We start from the raw sequence: 21,170 nt of genomic DNA on the forward strand, positions 1-21,170 counted from the left end.
TTTTTAGAAAAAATAAAAACCACTTCAAGTAAATGAAATGGTCTCTGGAGAAACAAGGGATAGAAAAATAAACCGATACAATCGGCTTTTTCTTTCGCTTGTCTCTGTCCTTTTACCTGAGAGATTATCCGCTAAAGTAGCGGATTTGCTCCTTCGGTGCTCGTTTTCCTCCGCGCTCTATAAAAGCGAGAGGGAGTCTCTCCAGAGATTCGTCCCCATGCAGTTCTACTTGTAACCAAGACCTGAGAGTTTCAAAGTTGGTATAACAACTTTTTGCCCCGTCGGTAGATCAATAGACCTTCTCCTGAATGGTTCATCCGAATTATAAAATTTACAAACACATTGATTGTAAATCAATAAAAACATTATAGACATACAAATTGTGAATTGCAATCATTTTTTATTTTAAAATAGTAAATAGTTTTATTTTTTTGTAAGTCCTAATTTATCTTCAACTTCATTTAAAGTAGATAAAGCGATGACAATATGTTGATCCGCAAGTCCTAAAGCTTGTTTTGTTTTTTCAATAGTTTCATTGGTTGGAATAGAGTTATTTGTTCCGTCTATAATCAAATTTGCTGCATTTTTCATGAAATTTGATGCGGATTTAAACTGAGTTGTGAATTGAAGGAGTTGTTTTTGTATATCTATATCTGCTATGTTTTCTTCAATTTTAAGTGTGTCTATTTCGTTCATAATTGTTTCATACTGCTTGGAAACAGCATTCATTGTAACTAATAGTTTATTTCGATCTACTGAATCTCCATTCGTGTTAATCTCTTCCCAGGCAGGCAACCAATCTTTTTCGATGATGTCATTATAAGTAGTAGTCAATTCATTAATTTTAGGTTGTAATTTCGTTTTGAAAGTTTTTGTATCCGCTGTTTCTACAGGTGCTTTTTCGTTGTTATTTTTAACATTAGTAACGTAGAAAATTGTACCGAAAATGATGAAAATAGAAATAATAACTGTCCATTTAGTAAAAAATAATTTCTGCAATATGTAACGCCTCCAAAATTTAAAAACTTATAATTATAATATATAACAATAATGTTGTTTAGAGTAGAGAAAATAGGTTGGAAATGATTTAAATTATATCTTTTCTATACATAAATAATTAAAGTTAGTAAAATGATGAAAGTTATATGTGAGAAAAGAGGGTTTTTAGTGAAAATGAATAGAAGAAAACTAGTTTCAAATATTTCAATGGCTATGTTATTAGTTGGTGTAATTGCATTCATATTTATGAATAAAGAATCTAAAATTAAAGGTTTTCCAGTACCAATGTCAGCAATTCATATTAACGATGATAAGGAAGAGGACTATCAATATATAAGTGTAATGCCAATTACAAAGGCGAGTGGATGGGAGAACTTAGGGGAAAACGGGCATACTGTTAGTTTTAAAAAAGGGGAGCGGAAGGTAACTGTATTACATTATCCAGGAGAAATTATGTATTCTATATTTGAAAAATAATTGATGATAAAAAAGATAGGGAGTAGATGATATTGTAGGATTGTTTACTTCCTATCTTTTTTAGTTTTTAATTCTGAATTGTTTGAATTAAATTTATTATGCGTATAGAATAAAATAGTATTTCTTATGAAAATGAGTGGAAAGTTTACCAAGTATAAAAAATAGGATGTTTTATTGAATGATATAGATAATCAGTAAGGTATAATTATGTTATGTAAACTGAAAGTAGAATAAGAAAGCGAAGCAAGAAATTTGAATTTTTATATTCTAGATGTCTTTTTACAAGCTAAGTATTTCGGTAATCAACTTACAGCATTTACGGAGGGGCATCAAACTTCGAGTAAGTAAATGGATCGAATCATAAGGGGGAATTTAAAATGTTACTAAAAACAATCTACTGTAAGGTGGAAGAAGAGAAAAAAGAATTGTTTTCCAGTGCGCAAGAAAAATGGCGTGATATACAGCACCTAGATGGTTTTCATGGACAATTTGGTGGATGGAATGAAGATGAGGCATGTGTATTTACTTTATGGGAAGATAGAAGTGTATATCAATCATTTATGAATGGTGCTCACGATACAATTTATTTAAATAGTAATCAAGAGGATACGTTTCTTTCATGTGAAATTGAATTATTTCAAACGTTGTATGATATAACTGATATGCATTTGAAAGACGTTGTAATAGAGGGAGCATTCGTAAGAGTTGCTATATGTGATGTAAAGTTGGAAAAGGAAAAGCATTTTTCACATAAGCAAGAAACAATTTGGAATAAAGGAATGGAAAAAGCAAAAGGAATGCTAGGTGGAGTAGTTGGGAAGTCTTTGGAAAATGAAAATCGTTACATAGTGTTAACGTATTGGAAAGATGAAATAGCGCACCAACATTATGTGGAAGAGATTTTCCCAGATTTATATAAATTAGCTAATATTCATGAAGATATAGAAAAGATACAAGGAAAACAAGCTGTATGTAAGGAAGAATGGCTTGTATATTAAACGATGAAAAAGTGCATAAATGAATGTATAATAAAGATATTTTCTTATAAACAAGTAATTAATAGAAGACGTTATATACCCTTTCATGTTAATATATTTAAGTTATAATAGGAGGCTTACCCTTTTGTATTGTACGGTAGAAGCAGTGTGAGCTTGAAATTTTTTTTAGAAAAGGATGTGCCTAATTTGCGTATCAATAAATTTATTAGTGAAGCTGGAAAAGCGTCTCGACGTGGAGCGGATAAACTAATTAATGAGAGAAGAGTAATTATTAACGGTAAGGTTGCAAAAATTGGTGACCAAGTGAACCCAGGTGATGATGTACGAGTAAATGGAGAGCAGCTTCGAATTGCTCGAGATCACGTATATATCGCTTTAAATAAACCAGTAGGTATTACATGTACGAGTGAAAAAGCTGTAAAAGGTAATATTATCGATTTAGTGAACCATCCTTTACGAATTAGTCACATTGGACGTCTTGATAAAGACTCAGACGGTTTAATTTTATTAACGAATGATGGTGATATTGTTAATGAAATTTTACGTGCTGAAAACAAACATGAGAAAGAATATATCGTTTCAGTAGATAAGCCAATTACACCTGATTTCTTAGAGAAAATGGCAGCGGGTGTTAAAATTTTAGGAACAAAAACGCTTCCTTGTGAGGTTACACAGTTATCAAAATATGAGTTCCAAATTATTTTAACACAAGGGCTAAATCGTCAAATTCGCCGTATGTGTGAAGCTTTAGGTTATCAAGTATACACTTTAAAACGTACGAGAATTATGAATATTGAATTGAATAATTTACCAGTTGGGCAGTGGAGAGATTTAACGAAGAAAGAGAAAAGACGTCTATTTGCAGACTTAAATTACGAACCACAAGATTGGTAAAATTGAGAAGGGAAACCAAAAATCTATTTTTGGTTTCTTTTTTTATTAAAAAAAAATCATTTTTAAACACTTGCAAAAATAAAATGAATAAGATATAGTAAATAACAATTAATGGATGTACTTTTAAAAGCAAAGAAAAGGACACGAGTTATTTTACCCGGTTATACAGAGAAGGAAGGAAAGCTGAGAACTTCCTAACGCAGAAAAATAACTTACCACCTTAGAGCTGCACTAGGGAAATTAAGTATCTAGTGCCGTGTATGCGACGTTATCGCAAAAGAAGCCATTATGTTTTTTGTGATGGGAATCTGGGTGGAACCACGGATATAAGCATATTCGTCCCTATATTTAGGGATGAATATGCTTTTTTGCATTCAATTTCATAATAAGCGAAGAAAAGGACACGAGTTATTTTACCCGGTTATACAGAGAAGGAAGGAAAGCTGAGAACTTCCTAACGCAGAAAAATAACTTACCACCTTAGAGCTGCACTAGGGAAATTAAGTATCTAGTGCCGTATAAACGACGTTACCGTAAAAGAAGCCATTGCATTTTGTGATGGGAATCTGGGTGGAACCACGGGTATAAGCACGCTCGTCCCTATTTTAGGGATGAGTGTGCTTTTTATTATGAAATGGAGAGATGAAAAATGAAAGAACAAATGATTGAAATTAAATTTCCAGATGGTAGCGTGAAAGAATTTGGAAAAGGAATTACTTTAGAAGAAATTGCGGGATCTATTAGTAGTAGTTTGAAAAAGAAAGCAGTCGCGGGGAAAGTAAATGATGGATTATATGATTTACGCCGAAATATTGAAGAAAATGCGGAAGTAGAAATCATTACTATAGATTCAAATGAAGGTGTAGAAATTGCAAGACACTCTGCGGCACATATTTTAGCGCAAGCTGTAAAAAGAATGTATGGTGATATAAATCTTGGGGTAGGGCCTGTTATTGAAAATGGATTTTATTATGATATGGATCTTCCAAGTAGTGTAAACATAGAAGATTTACGAAAAATCGAAAAAGAAATGAAAAAGATTATAAATGAAAATATAAAGATAGAACGAGTTGAGGTTTCTCGAGAAGAAGCAGCAAAACTGTTTCAAGAAATGAACGATTGCTTGAAATTAGAACTTTTAGAAGCAATTCCTAGTGGGGAAAGTGTAACACTATATAAACAAGGTGAATTTGTAGATTTATGTAGAGGGCCACATTTACCATCAACAGGTTATTTGAAAGCATTTCAATTAACTCATGTTTCCGGTGCATATTGGCGAGGTGATAGTAATAACCAAGTGCTTCAGCGCATATATGGTGTTGCATTCTCTTCTCAAAAAGAATTAGAAGAGTATTTACATTTCGTTGAAGAAGCAGCAAAAAGAAATCATCGTAAGTTAGGCAATGAGCTTGAGTTATTTATGTTTTCTGAAGAGGCTCCGGGAATGCCGTTTTATTTACCGAAAGGACAAATGATTCGTAACGAATTGGAAGCATTTTTAAGAGGAATTCAAAAAGAGTACAATTATCAAGAAGTACGCACTCCGTTCATGATGAACCAAGAAGTATGGGAGAAATCAGGGCACTGGGGACATTATAAAGATAATATGTATTTCTCTGAAGTAGATAATAAAAGTTTTGCATTAAAACCGATGAACTGTCCAGGGCACATGCTTATGTTTAAAAATAAATTGCATTCTTATCGTGAATTACCGATTCGTATGTGTGAATTTGGTCAAGTACATCGCCATGAGTTTAGTGGTGCGTTAAACGGATTATTAAGAGTACGTACTTTCTGCCAAGATGATGCACATTTATTTGTAACTCCAAAACAAATTGAAAATGAAATTAAATCAGTAATGGCGCAGATTGATTACGTATATAAAACTTTTGGATTCGAATATGAAGTAGAACTTTCTACTCGTCCAGAAGATTCAATGGGTGATGATAAATTATGGGAGCAAGCAGAAGCAGCATTAGAAAATGTATTACAATCGCTAAATTATAAATATAGACTAAATGAAGGTGACGGTGCATTTTACGGGCCGAAAATTGATTTTCATATTAAAGATGCTTTAAATAGAAGTCACCAGTGCGGAACAATCCAGCTTGATTTCCAAATGCCAGAGAAATTTGATTTAAATTATATAGATGAAAATAATGAAAAGAAAAGACCAGTTGTTATTCACAGGGCAGTTTTAGGGTCATTAGATCGCTTCTTAGCAATATTGATTGAGCACTTTGGAGGTGCGTTCCCGGCATGGGTGGCACCAGTTCAAGTGAAAGTAATTCCAGTTTCAAATGCAGTACATGAACAATATGCCAATGAGATTGCACTTAAATTAGCACAAGCTGGAGTTCGTGTTGAACAAGATGCACGAGATGAAAAATTAGGATATAAAATAAGAGAAGCACAAATGCAAAAAGTACCGTATGTTCTTGTTATTGGGGATAAGGAAATGGAAAACGGAGCTGTAAATGTACGTAAATATGGAGAAGAGAAGTCAGAAGTTGTTGCGCTAGATGTATTTGTAGCAAGTATTGAAGAAGAAATAAAGAATAGAAAATATTGATTGTAAAGAAAACACACTATTAGAAATTAGTGTGTTTTCTTTTTTATCTTACAAAAATGTAAGGTAAATGTAAGCGAAATCGAGGGAACGAGTTGTAGAAAAATGAGAATATGAAGTAGGAAATAGGTTCATGTTAAGGGTGTAACTCTTATTGGATGAATAATTAAAAAATTCTTAAGAATTTACATGACAAAATAATAAGAAATATGTGAGAAATTGATTTTATACAAAAGGGATGGAGTGAAAGAGATGTCAACAAATGTAGTTACTGTAGAAAGTGTAGAAAAAACGTATGGGAAAAGAAATGAGAATCAGTCAAAAGCATTAAGGGGTGTATCGTTAAGTATTAAAGAAGGAGAATTTGTCGGGATCATGGGACCTTCTGGTTCTGGAAAAACGACATTACTTAATGTGATAAGTACACTTGACCAGGCGACAGGTGGTAGTGTGACGATAGCTGGTACAAATATTACTTCTATGAAAGGTAATGCATTATCAGATTTTCGATCTCAAAAATTAGGTTTTATCTTTCAAGATTTTAACTTACTAGAAAATTTATCGATTTATGAAAATATCGCTTTACCACTTTCTTTGCAAGGCGTACCATCAAGTGAGATTACTGGAAAGGTAAATGACGTTGCGAAGAAATTAGGCATCACTGAAATTTTAACAAAATATCCGACGGCTGTTTCTGGGGGACAAAAGCAAAGAACAGCGGCGGCAAGAGCTTTAGTACATAATCCAGCAATTGTATTAGCAGATGAACCGACAGGAGCGCTTGATAGTAAAAATGCAAAAAGTTTATTAGAAGCGATGCAAGATTTACATGAAAATCATAATGTAAGTATTTTGATGGTTACACACGATGCATTTAGTGCAAGTTATTGTGAGCGTATTTTATTTATTCAAGATGGTCTTCTTTATAAAGAATTAAATCGTCAAGGCACTCGAGAGAATTTCTATCAAGACATTTTAGGTGTGCTCGCTCATATGGGCTCAGCTGCTGAGTCTAAGTAGGGGGGCGAAACTATGTTATTTAAATTATCACGTCATAGTATGAAAAAGATGTTAAAAGATTATATGGTTTTACTTATTGGCCTCGTTATTAGTATTAGTATTTTCTACATGTTCCAAACAATGGCGATGAATAGTGAATTTACGAAAGATAATAGCCTAATTAGTAGTATTAGACTCGTCTTTTGGGTAGGTGCAATACTATTATCTTTCATTACTGTATTTTATATTATATATGCCAACTCTTTCTTACTCACGTTAAGAAGAAAAGAACTCGGTATGTACATGATGCTTGGTGCAAAAAAGAAAAAAGTAGCACAGTTATTATTTATTGAAACATTCGGTATGGGTATTGTCAGTATTATTATCGGTATTTTAGTAGGGATGTTACTTGCAAGTGTAGCAGGAAACTTTTTAATGAATGGAATGGAAATTTCAGCAAAAGGTAGTTATGCATCTGTATACACACCAGCAATTTTAGTTACAGCTATTTTCTTCTTAATACTATTTTTCATTACTGGCTTAATGAACAGTCTCCGATTGTTACGTAAAACTGAACTAGAGTTAATTCGTGAAGATGAAACACTAGATGAAGTAAAGAAAAGTAAAACTCGCATTATTATAATGACAGTACTTGGTGTATTACTAGTAAGTACAGGGTACTATTTTATGATCAATGTAAAAATATATGCTGAATTAGGTTTTATTATAGCAACCATCGTTACAACACTTGGAACATATTTTATCTTTAGTTCATTACTCCCATTTTTTGTGATGAAAATTAAGGGGAATAAAAAACGAAATGAAACGGGCTTAAATAGTTTTACATATGCACAGCTACGCTTTCGAGTAAATAGTTTATCGAGAGTATTAGGTACTGTAGCAATGTTAATTGCATTAGGCGCAGGTGCGATGACGGCAGGTATGGCTTTCCAAAAAAATGTAGGTATTATGACAGACTTTTCTCGTGTATATGATGTTGTAATTCATGATCCGAATGATCAAGACAAAGCTGCCTTAAAAGAAATGGAAATTGTTGAAGAAAGCAAGTACAACTATAAAGTAGATGGAGAAGCGGTTTATTATTTACGTAACGACTTAACTGCGAAACCACCACTTGTTTCAGACCATTTTGATACAAAAACGTTAAAAGAGCCTGTTCGTAAACGTGTGACTGAACCTTTAACTGAACCTGTATATTCAGCTTTAGAGGCTCCTGAATTAGCAAAATTCCCTCAAATGCCAAAGGATTGGGAAGACGCAGTTGTAAGAGAGATACAAATTACGCATAATCAATTTAGCGGAAAACCAGTAAGAATTGCAGACGAAGAGCATTATAAAGGAATTCAAGGAACAGAACACACTGTAACATTAGCAAAAGTAGATGATATGAAAAAATATAAACCGTTATTGATCGAAATAGACAAGAGACAAAAAGCACAAATTGAAAAAGCAACAGGTGAAAAGGTAGACTTATTTACGAAAATGACAATTTATCAGTTTATGAACAGCTTCATGAGCGGAACAATGTTTATGGGATTTTTCCTCGGAATTGCCTTTTTAGCAATGATGGCAAGTTCCCTTATGTTCAAAATATTAACAGGTGCTTCTCGCGACGTACGCCGTTATGAAATGTTACGAAAAATTGGTGTGAGACGTAGTATGTTAACGAAAAGTATATATAAAGAAATTTCATATTTATTTATCTTCCCAGCGATCATTGGCATTTCTCACGTTTTAGTAGGGCTTAACTTATTTAGCTTTATATTAGTTGACCCGTTTGTGAAAGTGTGGGTGCCAATAGGAATTTTCTTAGTCATTTATTTCATTTATTACTGGATAACTGTTCAACTTTATAAAGGTATGGTAATGCCGAAAGAAGAGGTAGCTAAATAGTTTATGAAAAGAGTCCTTGTGTTGAGAATAAGGGCTCTTTTTTTATGTTTTTTATAAAGAAGGAAAAGATTGGATAATGGTCGAAAAATATAATGTAACTTCCAAGAAATGACTAAAATAATACTATTTTGTCGAGAGAAAGGATACGAAGTATGAAAGAAATGCTACAGTTATTTCGCAACAAAGTGTATGCACGTTTTTTTCTAGCAAATATTTTAGAGCGACTCGGTTCTATGATTGCTGGAATTTCTTTAATGTTTTATTTGCTAGATCAATACGGAAAACAACCAGTTTACGCAACGATGACACAAATTATGATTGCATTACCTGCATTAATCTTTTTTCTATTGGTAGGGACAGTAGTGGATCGATTTGATAGACAACGTATATGTACAGTAAGTAACATATGTTGCTCGCTCTGTAATATTGGAATCCTAATTTCGCTTTATTACGGGATGATTATACTTGTCTTTATATTTTTATTTTTGGAAAATGCGTGTATACAATTTTTCTCTCCAGCAGAACAATCGATGATACAGGGAGTAGTTGAATCAGACCAATACGGTGCAGCAGCGGGTATTAATCAAATGGTAAATAGTTTGTATGCTTTGTTTGGTGTAGGAATTGCAACGATGGTGTACTGGACTTTTGGAATTTACGGGAGCATTTTAGTAAATACGCTCACTTTTATTATGAGTGGTATTTTGATTCAAACAATCTCCATTCCAGAAAAAGTTCGTTTACCAAATGGTAGAACAAAATGGAAAGAAGTTAATTTGAAGATGTTAATAACAGAGTTTAAAGAAGGGATTAGGTATATATACCAAAATGAAACTTTAAAAAAATTACTTTTAGGATTTATCGTATTTGGATTATTAAATGGTGTTTTAAGTGTATCCACTACTTACATATTAAAATACAAACTAGCTCCAGAAACGTATGAAAGTTTAGCAATGGTGGGCGGTGTAGTTGGAGGGATTTCATTACTAATTGGAAGCATAGTAGCAACGAGTATAGGTAAGAAATATGCGCCAAAATCTATTATAGTTTTTGGTATGGCAGGCTCAGGAGTCTTCTTTGGTATGTGTTACTTTGTAAATTACGTATGGTCTTTTTATGTATGTATCGCTTTAGCGACATTCTTTTTACCGTTTATTAATGTTGCAATATCAGGATGGATGTATGAGATCGTAGAAGAATCGTTTATGGGGCGTGTTCAAAGTTTGCTAAGTCCATTAACGACAGGGTTTCAATTGTTATCTCTTGGAGCGATAGCTATGTTATTCCCGAAATGGATTGAGGCGGATACTTTGTATATTATTTTATTTGGTTTATTATTTTTTGTTACGTGTTTATACCAAGCTATTTTACCTAGTGGGCAAAAGCGAGTACATGTTGTAGCTAAAGAGATGTGACATATTTAGCTCTTTTTGTTTCTAGATATTCTATCGAATGGTAAGGGGTAATAGTTATGTTCATGCGAACTGCTAAGTGGTGTTGGATTACTTGTTTACAATTATTAGCTGCAATTCTATGTATAATCTGTTTAGGTGCGCTCCCTCGATTATTTAAGGGATTGCAAATTGATTTAATCGGTTTTTGGAACACAATTGTGTTTATTGGAGGAAAGTTACTCCGACCATGGGAAATTACATATGGATTTCGAGACTCAAGAAAATTATTTCCACAAATATGGATTCATTATATTGAAACTATGATTGTATTTCTATCAGCTTTTTTACTATCTTTGCTTATAGCGTATGTACTTGTTGTTTGGGTATTGCAGCGTTCTCATATGAAGCAAAAAATGTGGAATGGAGTTTTTCTTACGCTAGAGAGTATACCGGATATATTACTTATTTTATTATCACAACTTCTTGTCGTAATTGTTTTTCAAAAAACAGGTTTTATGCCAATAAAACTTGCTGGATTAGGAGAAGAGAGAGTACGATTGTTACCGATTATATGTCTTACAATACCAACAACGTTATTATTTATTAAACTATTGTTATTACGTTTTAAAGAAGAAATGGAGAAAGATTATAGTATATTTGCGAAGAGTAAAGGACTAAGTTTGCAGCATATTTTAACACATCACGTTTCAAGGAATGTTTTATTGACGACAATCTACTATGCGAAAACAAACATTTTATTTATGCTATCCAATTTATATATTATCGAATGGATTTTCAATACATATGGAATGTTTGTTTTTGTAAAAGAAAATTCTAAATTAGAAATATTTACAGTGAGTCTAGTTATATTATACGTTCCGCTTTTTATACTATTTCGTATATTACATACGCTTTTACAAAATGTTATAAGGGAGCGTGTGTAACATGTGGCAAGTTGTAAAAAGAGATGTGAGATTTTGGATAGGTGTTACTTTTCTGAGTGTACTAATGATTATTAGTATTGGATATACGTTATTTTTCGATGGGAATGTTCGTGAACTTACGATGATGTATAACGAAAAAGGAGAACTAGAGGCTGCGCCATTTTTGCCATCAAGTAAATTTTGGTTCGGAAGTGATACGAAAGGCCGTGACCTTGTCCAATTAATAATAGAAGGCGCGAAATGGACAGTTGGAGCGAGTATAATTATAGCAACTTTACGAGTTATAGTTGGAGGAGGGATTGGTTTATTTCTTGGTATGTATGGTAAGCGATCATTCCCAGTTATCTCATCCTTTTTTGATCCATTCAGTATCGTACCGATGGTTATGATTTCTTATTTTATGTTAAATGAAGTTTTAACGTTTGATAGTGGAGCGGAAGTTGTGCCGTTGTATTTGCGGGTGACATTTCAAATTATAGTTCTTACATGTCTTGCTGTACCAACAGTTATGTTGTATGTAGCGCAAGAAGTTAAACGTATTAAGAAAGAAGAATTTATGTTGGCAGCCACTGTGCTTGGCGGGAGTAAATGGCAGAGGTTGAAGCGCCATATATGGCCTCATATGTTACCATCATTTCTTTTATTAGTAGCACAACAATTTGTGAGTACTTTATTACTTCTTTTACACCTTGGTTTGTTGCAATTATTTTTTGGTGGAACAATAACCTTCAGTGGAATGGATCCAGATAGTGTAACAAAAGAATGGACAGGATTAATTGGTCAAAACTTCCGGCACTTAACTACTCATACATGGATTGTACTTATACCGATTGCTTTTTATAGTATGACAATCTTAGCTGGAAACCTTATTAGTAATAGCATGCAAGATGCGATTAAGCTAGGAAATGTGAGAAGGTCAAAGCGGGAAGGGAGAGAAGTGCAAGTAGAGAAACAAGTACAACCAACTATGAATGACTTTTCTTTTTATAGGGAGATACAAAAGTAAAGAAAGATAGCTGAAGACAAATCGTTTTCAGCTATCTTTTTTCGCTTAAAGTGGAGGTAAATCAATCTTACCTTCTTCAAATAATTCTTTTATCATATGCTTCGTATAACCAGCGGCTTGACCAAATGTGATTTTTGCTGGCATTGGTGCTTCGTTAGCATCTACAACTACATCAATAATACACGGTTTATTTTGTTTTACTGCATTTTCGAAAGCGGGAAGGAGTTCATCTAAATTCTCAACACGGTATCCAATACCTCCACACGCCTCTGCATATTTTGCAAAATCAGGGTTCGTTAAATCTGTTTCGAATTCGATGTTACCCATAACTTCTTGCTCGAATTTAATCATCGCAATTTTATTATTGTTTAATACGACGACAACGATTGGTAATTTATATTTTACAGCTGTTACGAAGTCATTCATCGTCATTCCAAATCCGCCATCACCACAAACTGCAAATACTTGTTTATCCGGGAATGCAATTTTTCCAGCAAGAGCACCAGGTAAACCGCAACCAAGTGTTGCGAGCCAGCTAGAAATAACAAATTGCTGGTTCGTCATACGGAAGTGCCTTGCGGTCCATACTGTTACATTTCCGACATCGACTGATAGAATTGCGTCATCATGTGCTACTTGCTGCAGAGCATGCATAACGCGTTGTGGTTTAATTGGAATAGAAGAGTCTTCTTCTTGATCGTGTAATTTTTCTTCCCACTTTTTCATCATTTCTTGATGATGTTCTAAGAAAGAATGGTCTGTGTGTTTTTCAACATTTTCAATTAACCATCGTAATGTTTTATCAGCATCACCAGCTAAACCAATATCTGTCGCATAACGTTTTCCGATTTGGGCAGGATCTGTATCGATATGAATTGTTTTTGCTTTTTCAGGTAAGAAACCAGTGAACGGATAAGAAGTACCAACCATAATTAAAGTATCTGCATGTTTCATTGCTTCATAAGAAGGTTTCGTTCCGATTAATCCTAATCCACCGATACAAAGAGGATGCTCATCAGGAATAATTCCTTTAGCAGGTAATGTAAGTACGATTGGAGCACCAATATGTTCTGCCAATGCAAGTAAAGATTCTCTCGCATGTTTTGTTCCTTTTCCAGCTAAAATCACAGGCTTTTTCGCTTCATTTATTGCGAGTTTCGCTCCATCTAAATCTTCTTTTTGTGGAAACAACTCAGGTAAAGTAAAAGAAGTATTTGTAATACGAGCACCATTTTTCACTTCGAATTTCGGGACATCATCTGGAATTGTAAGAACGGATACACCTTTTTTCGTATAAGCCATTCGAATTGCTTGATTCACTACGGCAGGTAGTTGCTCTGCTGACATAATACGCTGGTTATAAACCGCAACATCATCAAACATTCTTTCTAAATTTACTTCTTGGAAAAAGTCCGTTCCAAGTAAATCGGTTTCTACTTGACCTGAAATTGCTAGAACAGGGGCTTTATCGAGTTTCGCATCATATAAACCATTTAATAAATGAATAGCACCAGGTCCTGCAATTGCCATACAAACGCCAAGTTTTCCTGTTAATTTTGCATAGGCAGCCGCTGCTAATGCACCAGCTTCTTCATGGCGAACTTGAATGAATTTAATTTTATCTTGTTTTTTTCTTAAAGCTTCAATGATAGAATTGATGGAATCTCCAGGCATACCGTATATGTGTTCTACTCCCCATTCAATTAATAAATCAACTAATGCTTCACCGGCTGTTTTCCCAAACATAATTGTTCCTCCTTATAATAGGTAGATAACATTATGTTTTGGATAAAAAGGAAAAATATACAAATAAGAAAATTTATCTGGTTATTTGTAATCTAAGAATCAGTGTGGGAGGAACAAAAGTTTCACTTTAGCAACTTTAATGATGACCAGCGAATAAAGTGAACACTGTTATTAGTAAAAAACCACTAGTTGCCCACATTAGAAATGTAAGGAAAGAGAGCTGTTTCTTAGCTTTCCAAAGCATTTCATGAATTGTGACATATCCAAGTGAACCAATAGCACTTCCCATAATGAGTCCTTGCAGGTGAAGAGCTTTTCCTTCCATCAAAATGCCAAAAACTGTGCCAGTACCGAGAATAAGAGAAAGTAATAAAGTCGTTAATAAAAAGGAAATATATTTATGTTTTGTAAAAAGAAATGGAATAATTAAAGCTAATCCTTCTGGAATATGGTGAACGACAATTGCTATTAAAAAGGGAATGGCAGAGTCATTATGATTTATAAAAGCTGTACCTAACGCAAATCCACTCGGTATATTATGAATAAATATAGCGAAAGAGAGAAAAAGGAAGGTTTGCCATGCTTGTTGATCTTTTTTATGTATCATTGGATGGTGACAATAGTTATCTAATAAGCTCATAACTAAAATACCGATAGCTATACCAAGTATAGGCCCAACCATTTCGTAGCTTGAAAATGTTTCAGGAATAATTTCAAGGGATAAAAGCCCAAGTAAAATACCACCACATAATGCGTATAAACGATGCATCTTTTCTTCAATAAGTTGGCGTGTTGCTACTCCAACAGCACCTCCTAAAAGTAATCCACCGAACGAAAAAAATGTTACAATCATTGGAATCCATAAACGTTCCATAGTATCACACTCCGATTCTATTCCCTTATTTTTAGCTTACGAAAAGGAAAGTTAGATTAGTCCAAGTAATTGTGTTTGATTATAGAGAAAAAAGTAGTGATTCGTTATAATTTATATATTAAATTTAAGTGAGAAAATGAAAAGGGGAATTGGTTATGCAACAAATTAAAAAAATAGGAAACTCATTTTGGTATATGACACCTGTTTCTGAAACAGATAGACCTATATTAGGAATGGTTGTTGGACAAGAAAAAACTTTAATGATCGATGCAGGGAATTCAGAGGAGCATGCACAATTATTTTTAGAAATGTTAAAAGAACAAAATGTATCGAATCCAGATTTCGTAGCACTAACCCATTGGCATTGGGATCATATTTTTGGATTGCCTGTACTACAAGATGCATTGTCAATTGCACATTCTGAAACGAAAAAAGAGATGCGTACACTTGTTTCTTATGAATGGACAGATGAAGCTTTGGACGCACGCGTAAAAGAGGGTACTGAAATTGCATTTTGTGCGGATTGCATAAAAAAAGAGTTTGAAGAAAAAGCGAGAAATATTAACATTATTCCTCCGACCTTAACGTTCCAGAATCAAATTGAATTAGATCTTGGTGAAGTGACATGCGTGTTAAAACATGTGGGCGGAGATCATGCACATGATTCAGTTGTTATTTACGTGAAAGAAGAAAAGATATTATTTTTAGGAGACTGTATATATGCAGATATTTTTTCTTCGAAGTGGAACTATACGACGAAAAGAACGTTTAAATTGATAGATGAATTAGAGAAATTTGATGCTGAGACATATATTCTCTCTCATGGGGAAGCGATAAATCGAGAGGAGTTTTTACAAGAGATTCGTATGTTAAAAACAGTAGGAACTTATACAGAAGCTCATATAGGTGATGAAGAGAAGATAAAGGCAGCGTATAAACAAGAACTAGATAGAGAATTAAATGAAGATGAGTTAGAAACAATAACTTATTTTGTCAATGGTTATGAAATGAATAATCAATAAGACACTACATTAATCCAATATAATTAAATTGCACAAAAAGAGTATTGAAATTTAATTCAATACTCTTTTCAATAGTTAAATATGTAGTTTCAACTAAATTCTAAATATAGGGGTTCATCGTCTGAAGTGATTTTATTCTATTTATTTTTCGTATAGATAGTGGTTCAAGTAGAAGCTTTCTTTGCTAATTCAGTAATATATTTAAAGAATACATCACGTTTTACATCATAAACGACATTTACAGGTCGTCCATCAGCAGTTTCCTCTGTACGTCCTTGGCTTGGTCCGTATGTATGAACGATACTATTAATTGTTTCAGTTTTTGCAAGGTTAGTGTTTCCGACAAGCGCGGTAGTTAGTACATCCCATAAATAGTAGGTAGAGTTCGTTGAGAAGTGAACGAGAGGGGGAACCATTGCATAGCATTGACCAAGGAAATCCATACCAATATACTTCCGTTCTTTTGCCCATTGTTCACGTATGTCTATAGTTAACGGAACTTGGTTTGTACTTTCTAGTGTCACTAAGTCGATTTTAATTTTTGCATCCCATACACGAGCTACTGCTTCAGGGTCCCAAAACGAATTCCACTCAGCTGTTCCATCATGCTCTGGTTCATGTACATTGCCTGCTGTAAGAAATGTACCACCCATCCAAACGAGACATTCAATTTTATCTTCAATTATGGGAGCTTCATATAACGCACGAGCAAGGTCAGTTAGGGGCCCGGTAAATAATAAAGTTGTTTTTCCTTCCGTTTGTAGAAGTGTTTCTATTAAATGGTGATGTGCAGGCTTTGCTGCCATGGGTGCTACAACTTTTCCAGACTCATTTAAAATTGGTAAAGCATCTACATAAAATGCATGCATCCGCCAGTCTTTCGGAAATGGGTTTTGCCCGCGAGAGTTTGAAGCGGCTACTGCAATATTATCTTTGCTGAAGCGATCAATAATTTTACGACTTGCAGACATTGCAGGTTCTAAATAGCAGTCTGCTGGGATAACAGATACACCGGTAAGTTCAACGTTTTCCATTTGAAGTAATAAAAATAATGAAATTAAATCATCTACGCCGCCATCATGATTGAAGTATACTTTTTTTTTCATTGTAATCTCCATCCTATATGATTTAGTTAGAAATTAAATATGAATTGAGGAAAAGTCATCAATAATTTCCACCACTTCAATTTCTCCATTAATCAGTAGCTCAGGAAGCTCATTTCTAATATTTCCTTTCCAATACTTTCTAGCTTGTTCGATTTTTTGAGAAAAAGGAATACCATCTTCTTTCGGTAAAAGATTCCCGTCACCTTCAAAAGAACTTCCGATTACTCGTAGTTTAACAATCTGTAAAACTGCTCGATTGTAAGAATCAAATAGCGCTTTCCATTTCAAAGCATCCTCATAGCTCTTAGCAGCATATAAACAAGATAACCTGGAAGGGTATTCAGGGAATTCTTGTAGTCTAACCATTTCTACAATTGTTTCTCTAACTGCTCTAATTGTTTGATTCATATAATTCATAACTACTTTAGCATTTTCATTATTTATATGTAATTCGTCATTTTTATAGTGATTATTTAAAATTTGTATGCCATCTTCACCACTAACATTTAATTGTTCTCTTTCAAAAAAGAAGTTATATAGAGTATTGTGTTGATTTTTTTTAAAAGGAATCATTTGTCCGATATGCATTCTTTTCCTTGTTACGATGTGATATGCGTAAAATTCTGTTTCATTCATGGTTATCCTCCTAGTAATAATGTAATGCAATGTTAAATTTAGTAATTCAACATTGAAATATATAAAACCTTTATAAGTAAAAGTGAGAATTTGAGTTGAAAGTAAAGAAAATACATGAAAACGTTTTAAATTTGTTCACAAAATGTTCACTTACGAAGGGGGTTCCAATGTCGATATAATGACAAAGACTCAAAGAGAGAGGATGATGAAATTTGCCAACAACAAGAAAAGAAAACCTCCAATTTGGCATGATGATGTGCCTTGGAATGGTTATCGTAATGACGTTTTACAATTTACTAATGAATGAAACAGGAGGACCAATTTATATTAAAGAGATTGCATTAGAACTATTAATTGGCTTTATTATTGCGCTATTAATTGAAATATGTATCGTTGGACCTTGTGCGAAAAAAATTGTATTCATGTTGCCATTTGATAAATCTAAGAAAATAAATATTATCGTTGCAATGGCGACAACTATGGTAATCGGAATGGTGTTCTTTATGTCATTTTTCGGTATGGCTATGATGCATTTACATGGTGGGCTACAAGGAGATTCATTTGTTTCAATTTATTTTTCGATTTTTATTAAAAATTTCATAATGGCATATCCATTACAATTAATTATTATGGGACCGCTTGTACGTTTCTTATTTGCAAAGTTTGTTATGAAAAAGAAATCTTTTAATGTAGCGTAATTTTTATTTATAAAACATTATATATAAATAATAAAAACAAATCTCGCATTTTTGAGGTGTGTTTTTTTTCATTCCAAGTTATTTTCCTAGTGATGTGACATTTGTCCTTTTGCCATTATAGGATGATGGTTTTTAATTAAGTCAGAAATAAAGGATGAGGAGATGATTTTTTGAAAGGTATTCTATTTGCTGTTTTTGCGGGGATATTTATAACACTTCAAGGAACCTTTAATGCGAAACTTAGTTCACATATCGGTATATGGTCGACGAGTATTATAACCCATTTAATTGGATTCATTATTGCAACAACTGTATTTTTGTTAAAGAAAGAAGAGAAAGTAACGGATTTAAAGAGTGTAAAAAAAATATATTTAGTAGCGGGTGCATTTGGTGGATTCATTATTTGTGCAGAAACTATGGCGATATATTCACTAGGAGTTACATTGACAGCTGGCACACTAATGGTTGCTCAATTGTTAACGGCAACAGTTATTGAAATGAAAGGACTGTTTCATATAAAAAAGATACAGATGGAGAGATATCATATTGTGGGAACAATAGTAATGATTATAGGTATTGTTGTATTTAATATGTAAATGAAAGGAGGAAATGAATATGGAGAATAGATCAAGTTTAATTACGCATTATTTGAAAATCAATAAAACGCTCGAGGTTTTTTCAGAAATAGATACAGCATATTTTCAATTAAATCATTTTGAAAAAGGCGAGCTTATTTGCAATATAGATGACGAAATGGATCGTTTATATTTTGTTGTTAAAGGTAAAGTAAAAGTTTATACGATTACACCTGAAGGGAAGAAACTAATCCTTCGCTTTATCAATCCACTCGCAATTGTTGGTGATATTGAATTAATTCAAAATAGCAAAGCACATAATGTCGTTGAATCTTGTTCAGATGTTGTAGCGATTTCCATTTCTAATAAGGTTATTAGAAACAAGTTATTACATGATCCTATATTTATGAAATTCTTACTTGAAAACATTGCGAACACGTTAAAAATATCGACTCGTTTTACTGCTCTTAATTTACTTTATCCTGTAGAAGTACGTGTAGCTAGTTATTTACTTTCAATTTCAACAGATAGTAACGGAAATATGTACAAAGGGGATTTGGATACGACTTCGGTAACGAGTATTGCAGACTTTATAGGGGTAAGTTATAGGCACGTAATTCGGGTATTACAAAGATTTTATAATGAAAAATTAATTGAAAAAAGTAATGGAGTTATTGTCATTAAAGATTTTTCTAGAATGAAGGAAGTCGCTAAAGATAATATATATGAGCAATGAAAGGGAGAGGAAGATTTTGATTGGATTTAGTTTAGCTATATTAGCAGGAATATTAATTAGCTTACAATCTGTTTTTAATGCAAAAGTAAATGAAAATGTAGGACAGTGGTTAACGACTACATGTGTCCTTGGAATAGGTCTCATTAGTTCTATTCTATTTTATATCATTACAGAAAACAGTATTAGCATTAAAGTGTATACTGCAAATTATTTGTTTTATGTAAGTGGACTGTTTGGCATCGGGTTAATTATTTGTATAATGGGTGCAATAAAGAGTTTAGGTCCAGCATATACGGTGCTAATTAGTCTTATTACTCAATTGGTCGTTGCGTTATGTATTGATACATTTGGATTATTTGGAATGGAGAGCATTCCATTACAAATAAATAAATTAGTTGGTATAGGTTTATTAATTGTGGGAGTAGGAATTTTTAAAAATATCTTTTCAAACAAGAGAGCTATTCGAATAACCGAGGATGAGATTTAAAGGTTATAAGGATGTTGATAATCAGATTATAGATGTTTATGTAGTGGGAATACATTTCATATATGTCTCTGTTAGTGAAGGGTCTATATATATTCGAAAAAAAACGTGAATTAGCTATTAGTGTAGTTGAAAAGAAGACGTCAATAAGTTGAGGTCTTCTTTATGTATTGTTCTGAAGTTATCAGAACTTAAGTATAAGGGAATGGGAAGTGGTTTAAGTTAAGCAGAATATACCCGAAAATAAAATATTACTTAACATATATAACTAATGAATACAATGTCTTTTTCAGTTATTAAGTTGTAAATCATTTTATGATAAAATCTTTTACATAATTTAATAAAGGGGTAGTTTTCAATGGGTTATTTCTCAAATGGTTTATTAGTTTTATTTGTGCTAATCGTATGCAGTTGTATATTTTTTGGTTGATAATATAATGAGAGTCTTATATAAAAGAAGTTATCTTAAGTGAGATAACTTCTTTTTATTTTATGTTGAGAAGGAATTCTATCTTTCTTATTGAAGTTTGTTCTAGTTATTTTTACATCGATCAGATTTGTGTAATGGGAATTTTATGAAATATAAACAAGCCAGAGAATAGGGAGTATTTACATGGAAAATAGTATACGCTACACAAGTGAACATCCTACAGATTTTAATGGATTATTATTCTTATACGAATCTTTAGGATGGAATTCTCTTAAATTAACAGTTAATGAATTGGAACAAATGTGTAAACATAGTTGGTATGCAATATATGCATTTAAAGAGGAACAATTAATTGGGATGGGGCGTGTTATATCCGATGGAGTAATAACAGGCGTTATTTGTGGTGTATGTGTATTGCCAAAATATCAGTCCATTGGTATTGGGAAAGAAATAGTGGAACGATTAATCCAGCACTGTGAACAAAACAAGGTTATTCCACAACTTATGTGTGTAGAAAAATTGCAATCTTACTATGAATCTATAGGGTTTGAGGCATTCTCTATTGGTATGACAAAACATATTATAAGATAGAGGAGCTTTATCACGCTATTTGCCGGGCAGTAAAACCCCCACTGATTAAAGTTTCACTTTATATTTTCAGTTTACTCG

20 protein-coding genes, 1 riboswitch and 2 other annotated features are annotated in these 21,170 nt (G+C 33.1%); of the genes, 15 read left to right on the forward strand and 5 right to left on the reverse strand.

All coding sequences use genetic code 11. The features are described from left to right. Nucleotides 1–94: 94 nt before the first annotated feature. A riboswitch (glycine riboswitch) is annotated at nucleotides 95–215 on the reverse strand. 208 nt (nucleotides 216–423) lie between these two features. Further along, nucleotides 424–999 (reverse strand): hypothetical protein, encoded by a 576-nt coding sequence (locus tag QCI81_RS25495; RefSeq protein ID WP_071730147.1) that lies wholly within the window; start codon nucleotides 997–999, stop codon nucleotides 424–426. Between the two features lie 132 nt (nucleotides 1,000–1,131). Here QCI81_RS25495 and QCI81_RS25500 point away from each other — a divergent pair, with 132 nt between their 5' ends. The 9 genes from QCI81_RS25500 to QCI81_RS25540 all read left to right on the forward strand — a co-directional run bounded on the left by QCI81_RS25500 (nucleotide 1,132) and on the right by QCI81_RS25540 (nucleotide 12,194). Then, complete coding sequence (locus QCI81_RS25500) at nucleotides 1,132–1,476, forward strand: hypothetical protein (protein WP_071730148.1); 345 nt, start codon at nucleotides 1,132–1,134, stop codon at nucleotides 1,474–1,476. 377 nt (nucleotides 1,477–1,853) lie between these two features. Continuing rightward, nucleotides 1,854–2,474 (forward strand): YdbC family protein, encoded by a 621-nt coding sequence (locus tag QCI81_RS25505; protein ID WP_071730150.1) that lies wholly within the window; start codon nucleotides 1,854–1,856, stop codon nucleotides 2,472–2,474. Nucleotides 2,475–2,660: 186 nt separating this feature from the next. Further along, nucleotides 2,661–3,368 (forward strand): 23S rRNA pseudouridine(2604) synthase RluF, encoded by a 708-nt coding sequence (rluF, locus tag QCI81_RS25510; RefSeq protein WP_001222162.1) that lies wholly within the window; start codon nucleotides 2,661–2,663, stop codon nucleotides 3,366–3,368. A gap of 123 nt (nucleotides 3,369–3,491) precedes the next feature. Continuing rightward, nucleotides 3,492–3,715 (forward strand) — a binding site (T-box leader). A 36-nt stretch (nucleotides 3,716–3,751) separates the two neighbouring features. Next, nucleotides 3,752–3,973: a binding site (T-box leader), on the forward strand. Nucleotides 3,974–4,017: 44 nt separating this feature from the next. After that, nucleotides 4,018–5,940: a threonine--tRNA ligase gene (thrS, locus tag QCI81_RS25515; protein ID WP_353810912.1), complete on the forward strand. Its 1,923-nt coding sequence runs from the start codon at nucleotides 4,018–4,020 to the stop codon at nucleotides 5,938–5,940. A gap of 249 nt (nucleotides 5,941–6,189) precedes the next feature. Then, the gene (locus tag QCI81_RS25520) at nucleotides 6,190–6,957 is read left to right on the forward strand and encodes an ABC transporter ATP-binding protein (protein ID WP_000106426.1); all 768 of its coding nucleotides are present in this window, start codon (nucleotides 6,190–6,192) and stop codon (nucleotides 6,955–6,957) included. Between the two features lie 12 nt (nucleotides 6,958–6,969). Beyond that, nucleotides 6,970–8,850, forward strand: a complete 1,881-nt coding sequence (locus QCI81_RS25525) for an FtsX-like permease family protein (RefSeq protein WP_071730153.1) — start codon at nucleotides 6,970–6,972, stop codon at nucleotides 8,848–8,850. A gap of 143 nt (nucleotides 8,851–8,993) precedes the next feature. Next, nucleotides 8,994–10,265: an MFS transporter gene (locus QCI81_RS25530; protein ID WP_254907413.1), complete on the forward strand. Its 1,272-nt coding sequence runs from the start codon at nucleotides 8,994–8,996 to the stop codon at nucleotides 10,263–10,265. Between the two features lie 56 nt (nucleotides 10,266–10,321). Beyond that, a complete protein-coding gene (locus QCI81_RS25535; protein WP_000481001.1) occupies nucleotides 10,322–11,188 on the forward strand; it encodes an ABC transporter permease subunit in 867 nt (288 codons plus the stop codon). Between the two features lies 1 nt (nucleotide 11,189). Beyond that, on the forward strand, nucleotides 11,190–12,194 hold the full coding sequence (locus QCI81_RS25540) for an ABC transporter permease (protein ID WP_353810913.1): 1,005 nt from the start codon (nucleotides 11,190–11,192) through the stop codon (nucleotides 12,192–12,194). 45 nt (nucleotides 12,195–12,239) lie between these two features. Here the strand turns inward: QCI81_RS25540 and QCI81_RS25545 are convergent, their stop codons facing one another. Both QCI81_RS25545 and QCI81_RS25550 read right to left on the reverse strand, forming a co-directional pair. Next, complete coding sequence (locus QCI81_RS25545; protein WP_071730158.1) at nucleotides 12,240–13,940, reverse strand: pyruvate oxidase; 1,701 nt, start codon at nucleotides 13,938–13,940, stop codon at nucleotides 12,240–12,242. 136 nt (nucleotides 13,941–14,076) lie between these two features. Continuing rightward, entirely contained in the window at nucleotides 14,077–14,814 is a 738-nt protein-coding gene (locus tag QCI81_RS25550; RefSeq protein WP_000440632.1) for a ZIP family metal transporter, read from the reverse strand. Between the two features lie 155 nt (nucleotides 14,815–14,969). Here QCI81_RS25550 and QCI81_RS25555 point away from each other — a divergent pair, with 155 nt between their 5' ends. Continuing rightward, a complete protein-coding gene (locus QCI81_RS25555) occupies nucleotides 14,970–15,836 on the forward strand; it encodes an MBL fold metallo-hydrolase (protein ID WP_071730165.1) in 867 nt (288 codons plus the stop codon). Nucleotides 15,837–16,000: 164 nt separating this feature from the next. On the opposite strand, the gene QCI81_RS25560 is transcribed toward QCI81_RS25555, so the two are convergent. Further along, a complete protein-coding gene (locus QCI81_RS25560) occupies nucleotides 16,001–16,954 on the reverse strand; it encodes a nucleoside hydrolase (protein ID WP_142340507.1) in 954 nt (317 codons plus the stop codon). Nucleotides 16,955–16,975: 21 nt separating this feature from the next. Further along, on the reverse strand, nucleotides 16,976–17,578 hold the full coding sequence (locus QCI81_RS25565) for a DUF2441 domain-containing protein (protein ID WP_071730169.1): 603 nt from the start codon (nucleotides 17,576–17,578) through the stop codon (nucleotides 16,976–16,978). Nucleotides 17,579–17,790: 212 nt separating this feature from the next. Here QCI81_RS25565 and QCI81_RS25570 point away from each other — a divergent pair, with 212 nt between their 5' ends. From QCI81_RS25570 to QCI81_RS25590, 5 genes are all read left to right on the forward strand, one after another. Beyond that, nucleotides 17,791–18,276, forward strand: a complete 486-nt coding sequence (locus QCI81_RS25570; protein WP_071730171.1) for a DUF2798 domain-containing protein — start codon at nucleotides 17,791–17,793, stop codon at nucleotides 18,274–18,276. 170 nt (nucleotides 18,277–18,446) lie between these two features. After that, nucleotides 18,447–18,872 (forward strand): DMT family transporter, encoded by a 426-nt coding sequence (locus tag QCI81_RS25575; RefSeq protein WP_000676258.1) that lies wholly within the window; start codon nucleotides 18,447–18,449, stop codon nucleotides 18,870–18,872. Nucleotides 18,873–18,891: 19 nt separating this feature from the next. Beyond that, nucleotides 18,892–19,587 (forward strand): Crp/Fnr family transcriptional regulator, encoded by a 696-nt coding sequence (locus QCI81_RS25580; protein WP_071730173.1) that lies wholly within the window; start codon nucleotides 18,892–18,894, stop codon nucleotides 19,585–19,587. A gap of 16 nt (nucleotides 19,588–19,603) precedes the next feature. Continuing rightward, nucleotides 19,604–20,074: a DMT family transporter gene (locus tag QCI81_RS25585; protein ID WP_061667012.1), complete on the forward strand. Its 471-nt coding sequence runs from the start codon at nucleotides 19,604–19,606 to the stop codon at nucleotides 20,072–20,074. A gap of 610 nt (nucleotides 20,075–20,684) precedes the next feature. Then, nucleotides 20,685–21,092, forward strand: coding sequence for a GNAT family N-acetyltransferase (locus QCI81_RS25590; RefSeq protein WP_071730175.1), 408 nt, complete (start codon nucleotides 20,685–20,687; stop codon nucleotides 21,090–21,092). The last annotated feature ends 78 nt before the right edge of the window (nucleotides 21,093–21,170 follow it).

It is taken from the genome of Bacillus cereus group sp. MG20 (assembly GCF_040459885.1).
Taxonomy (GTDB): Bacteria; Bacillota; Bacilli; order Bacillales; family Bacillaceae_G; genus Bacillus_A; species Bacillus_A cereus.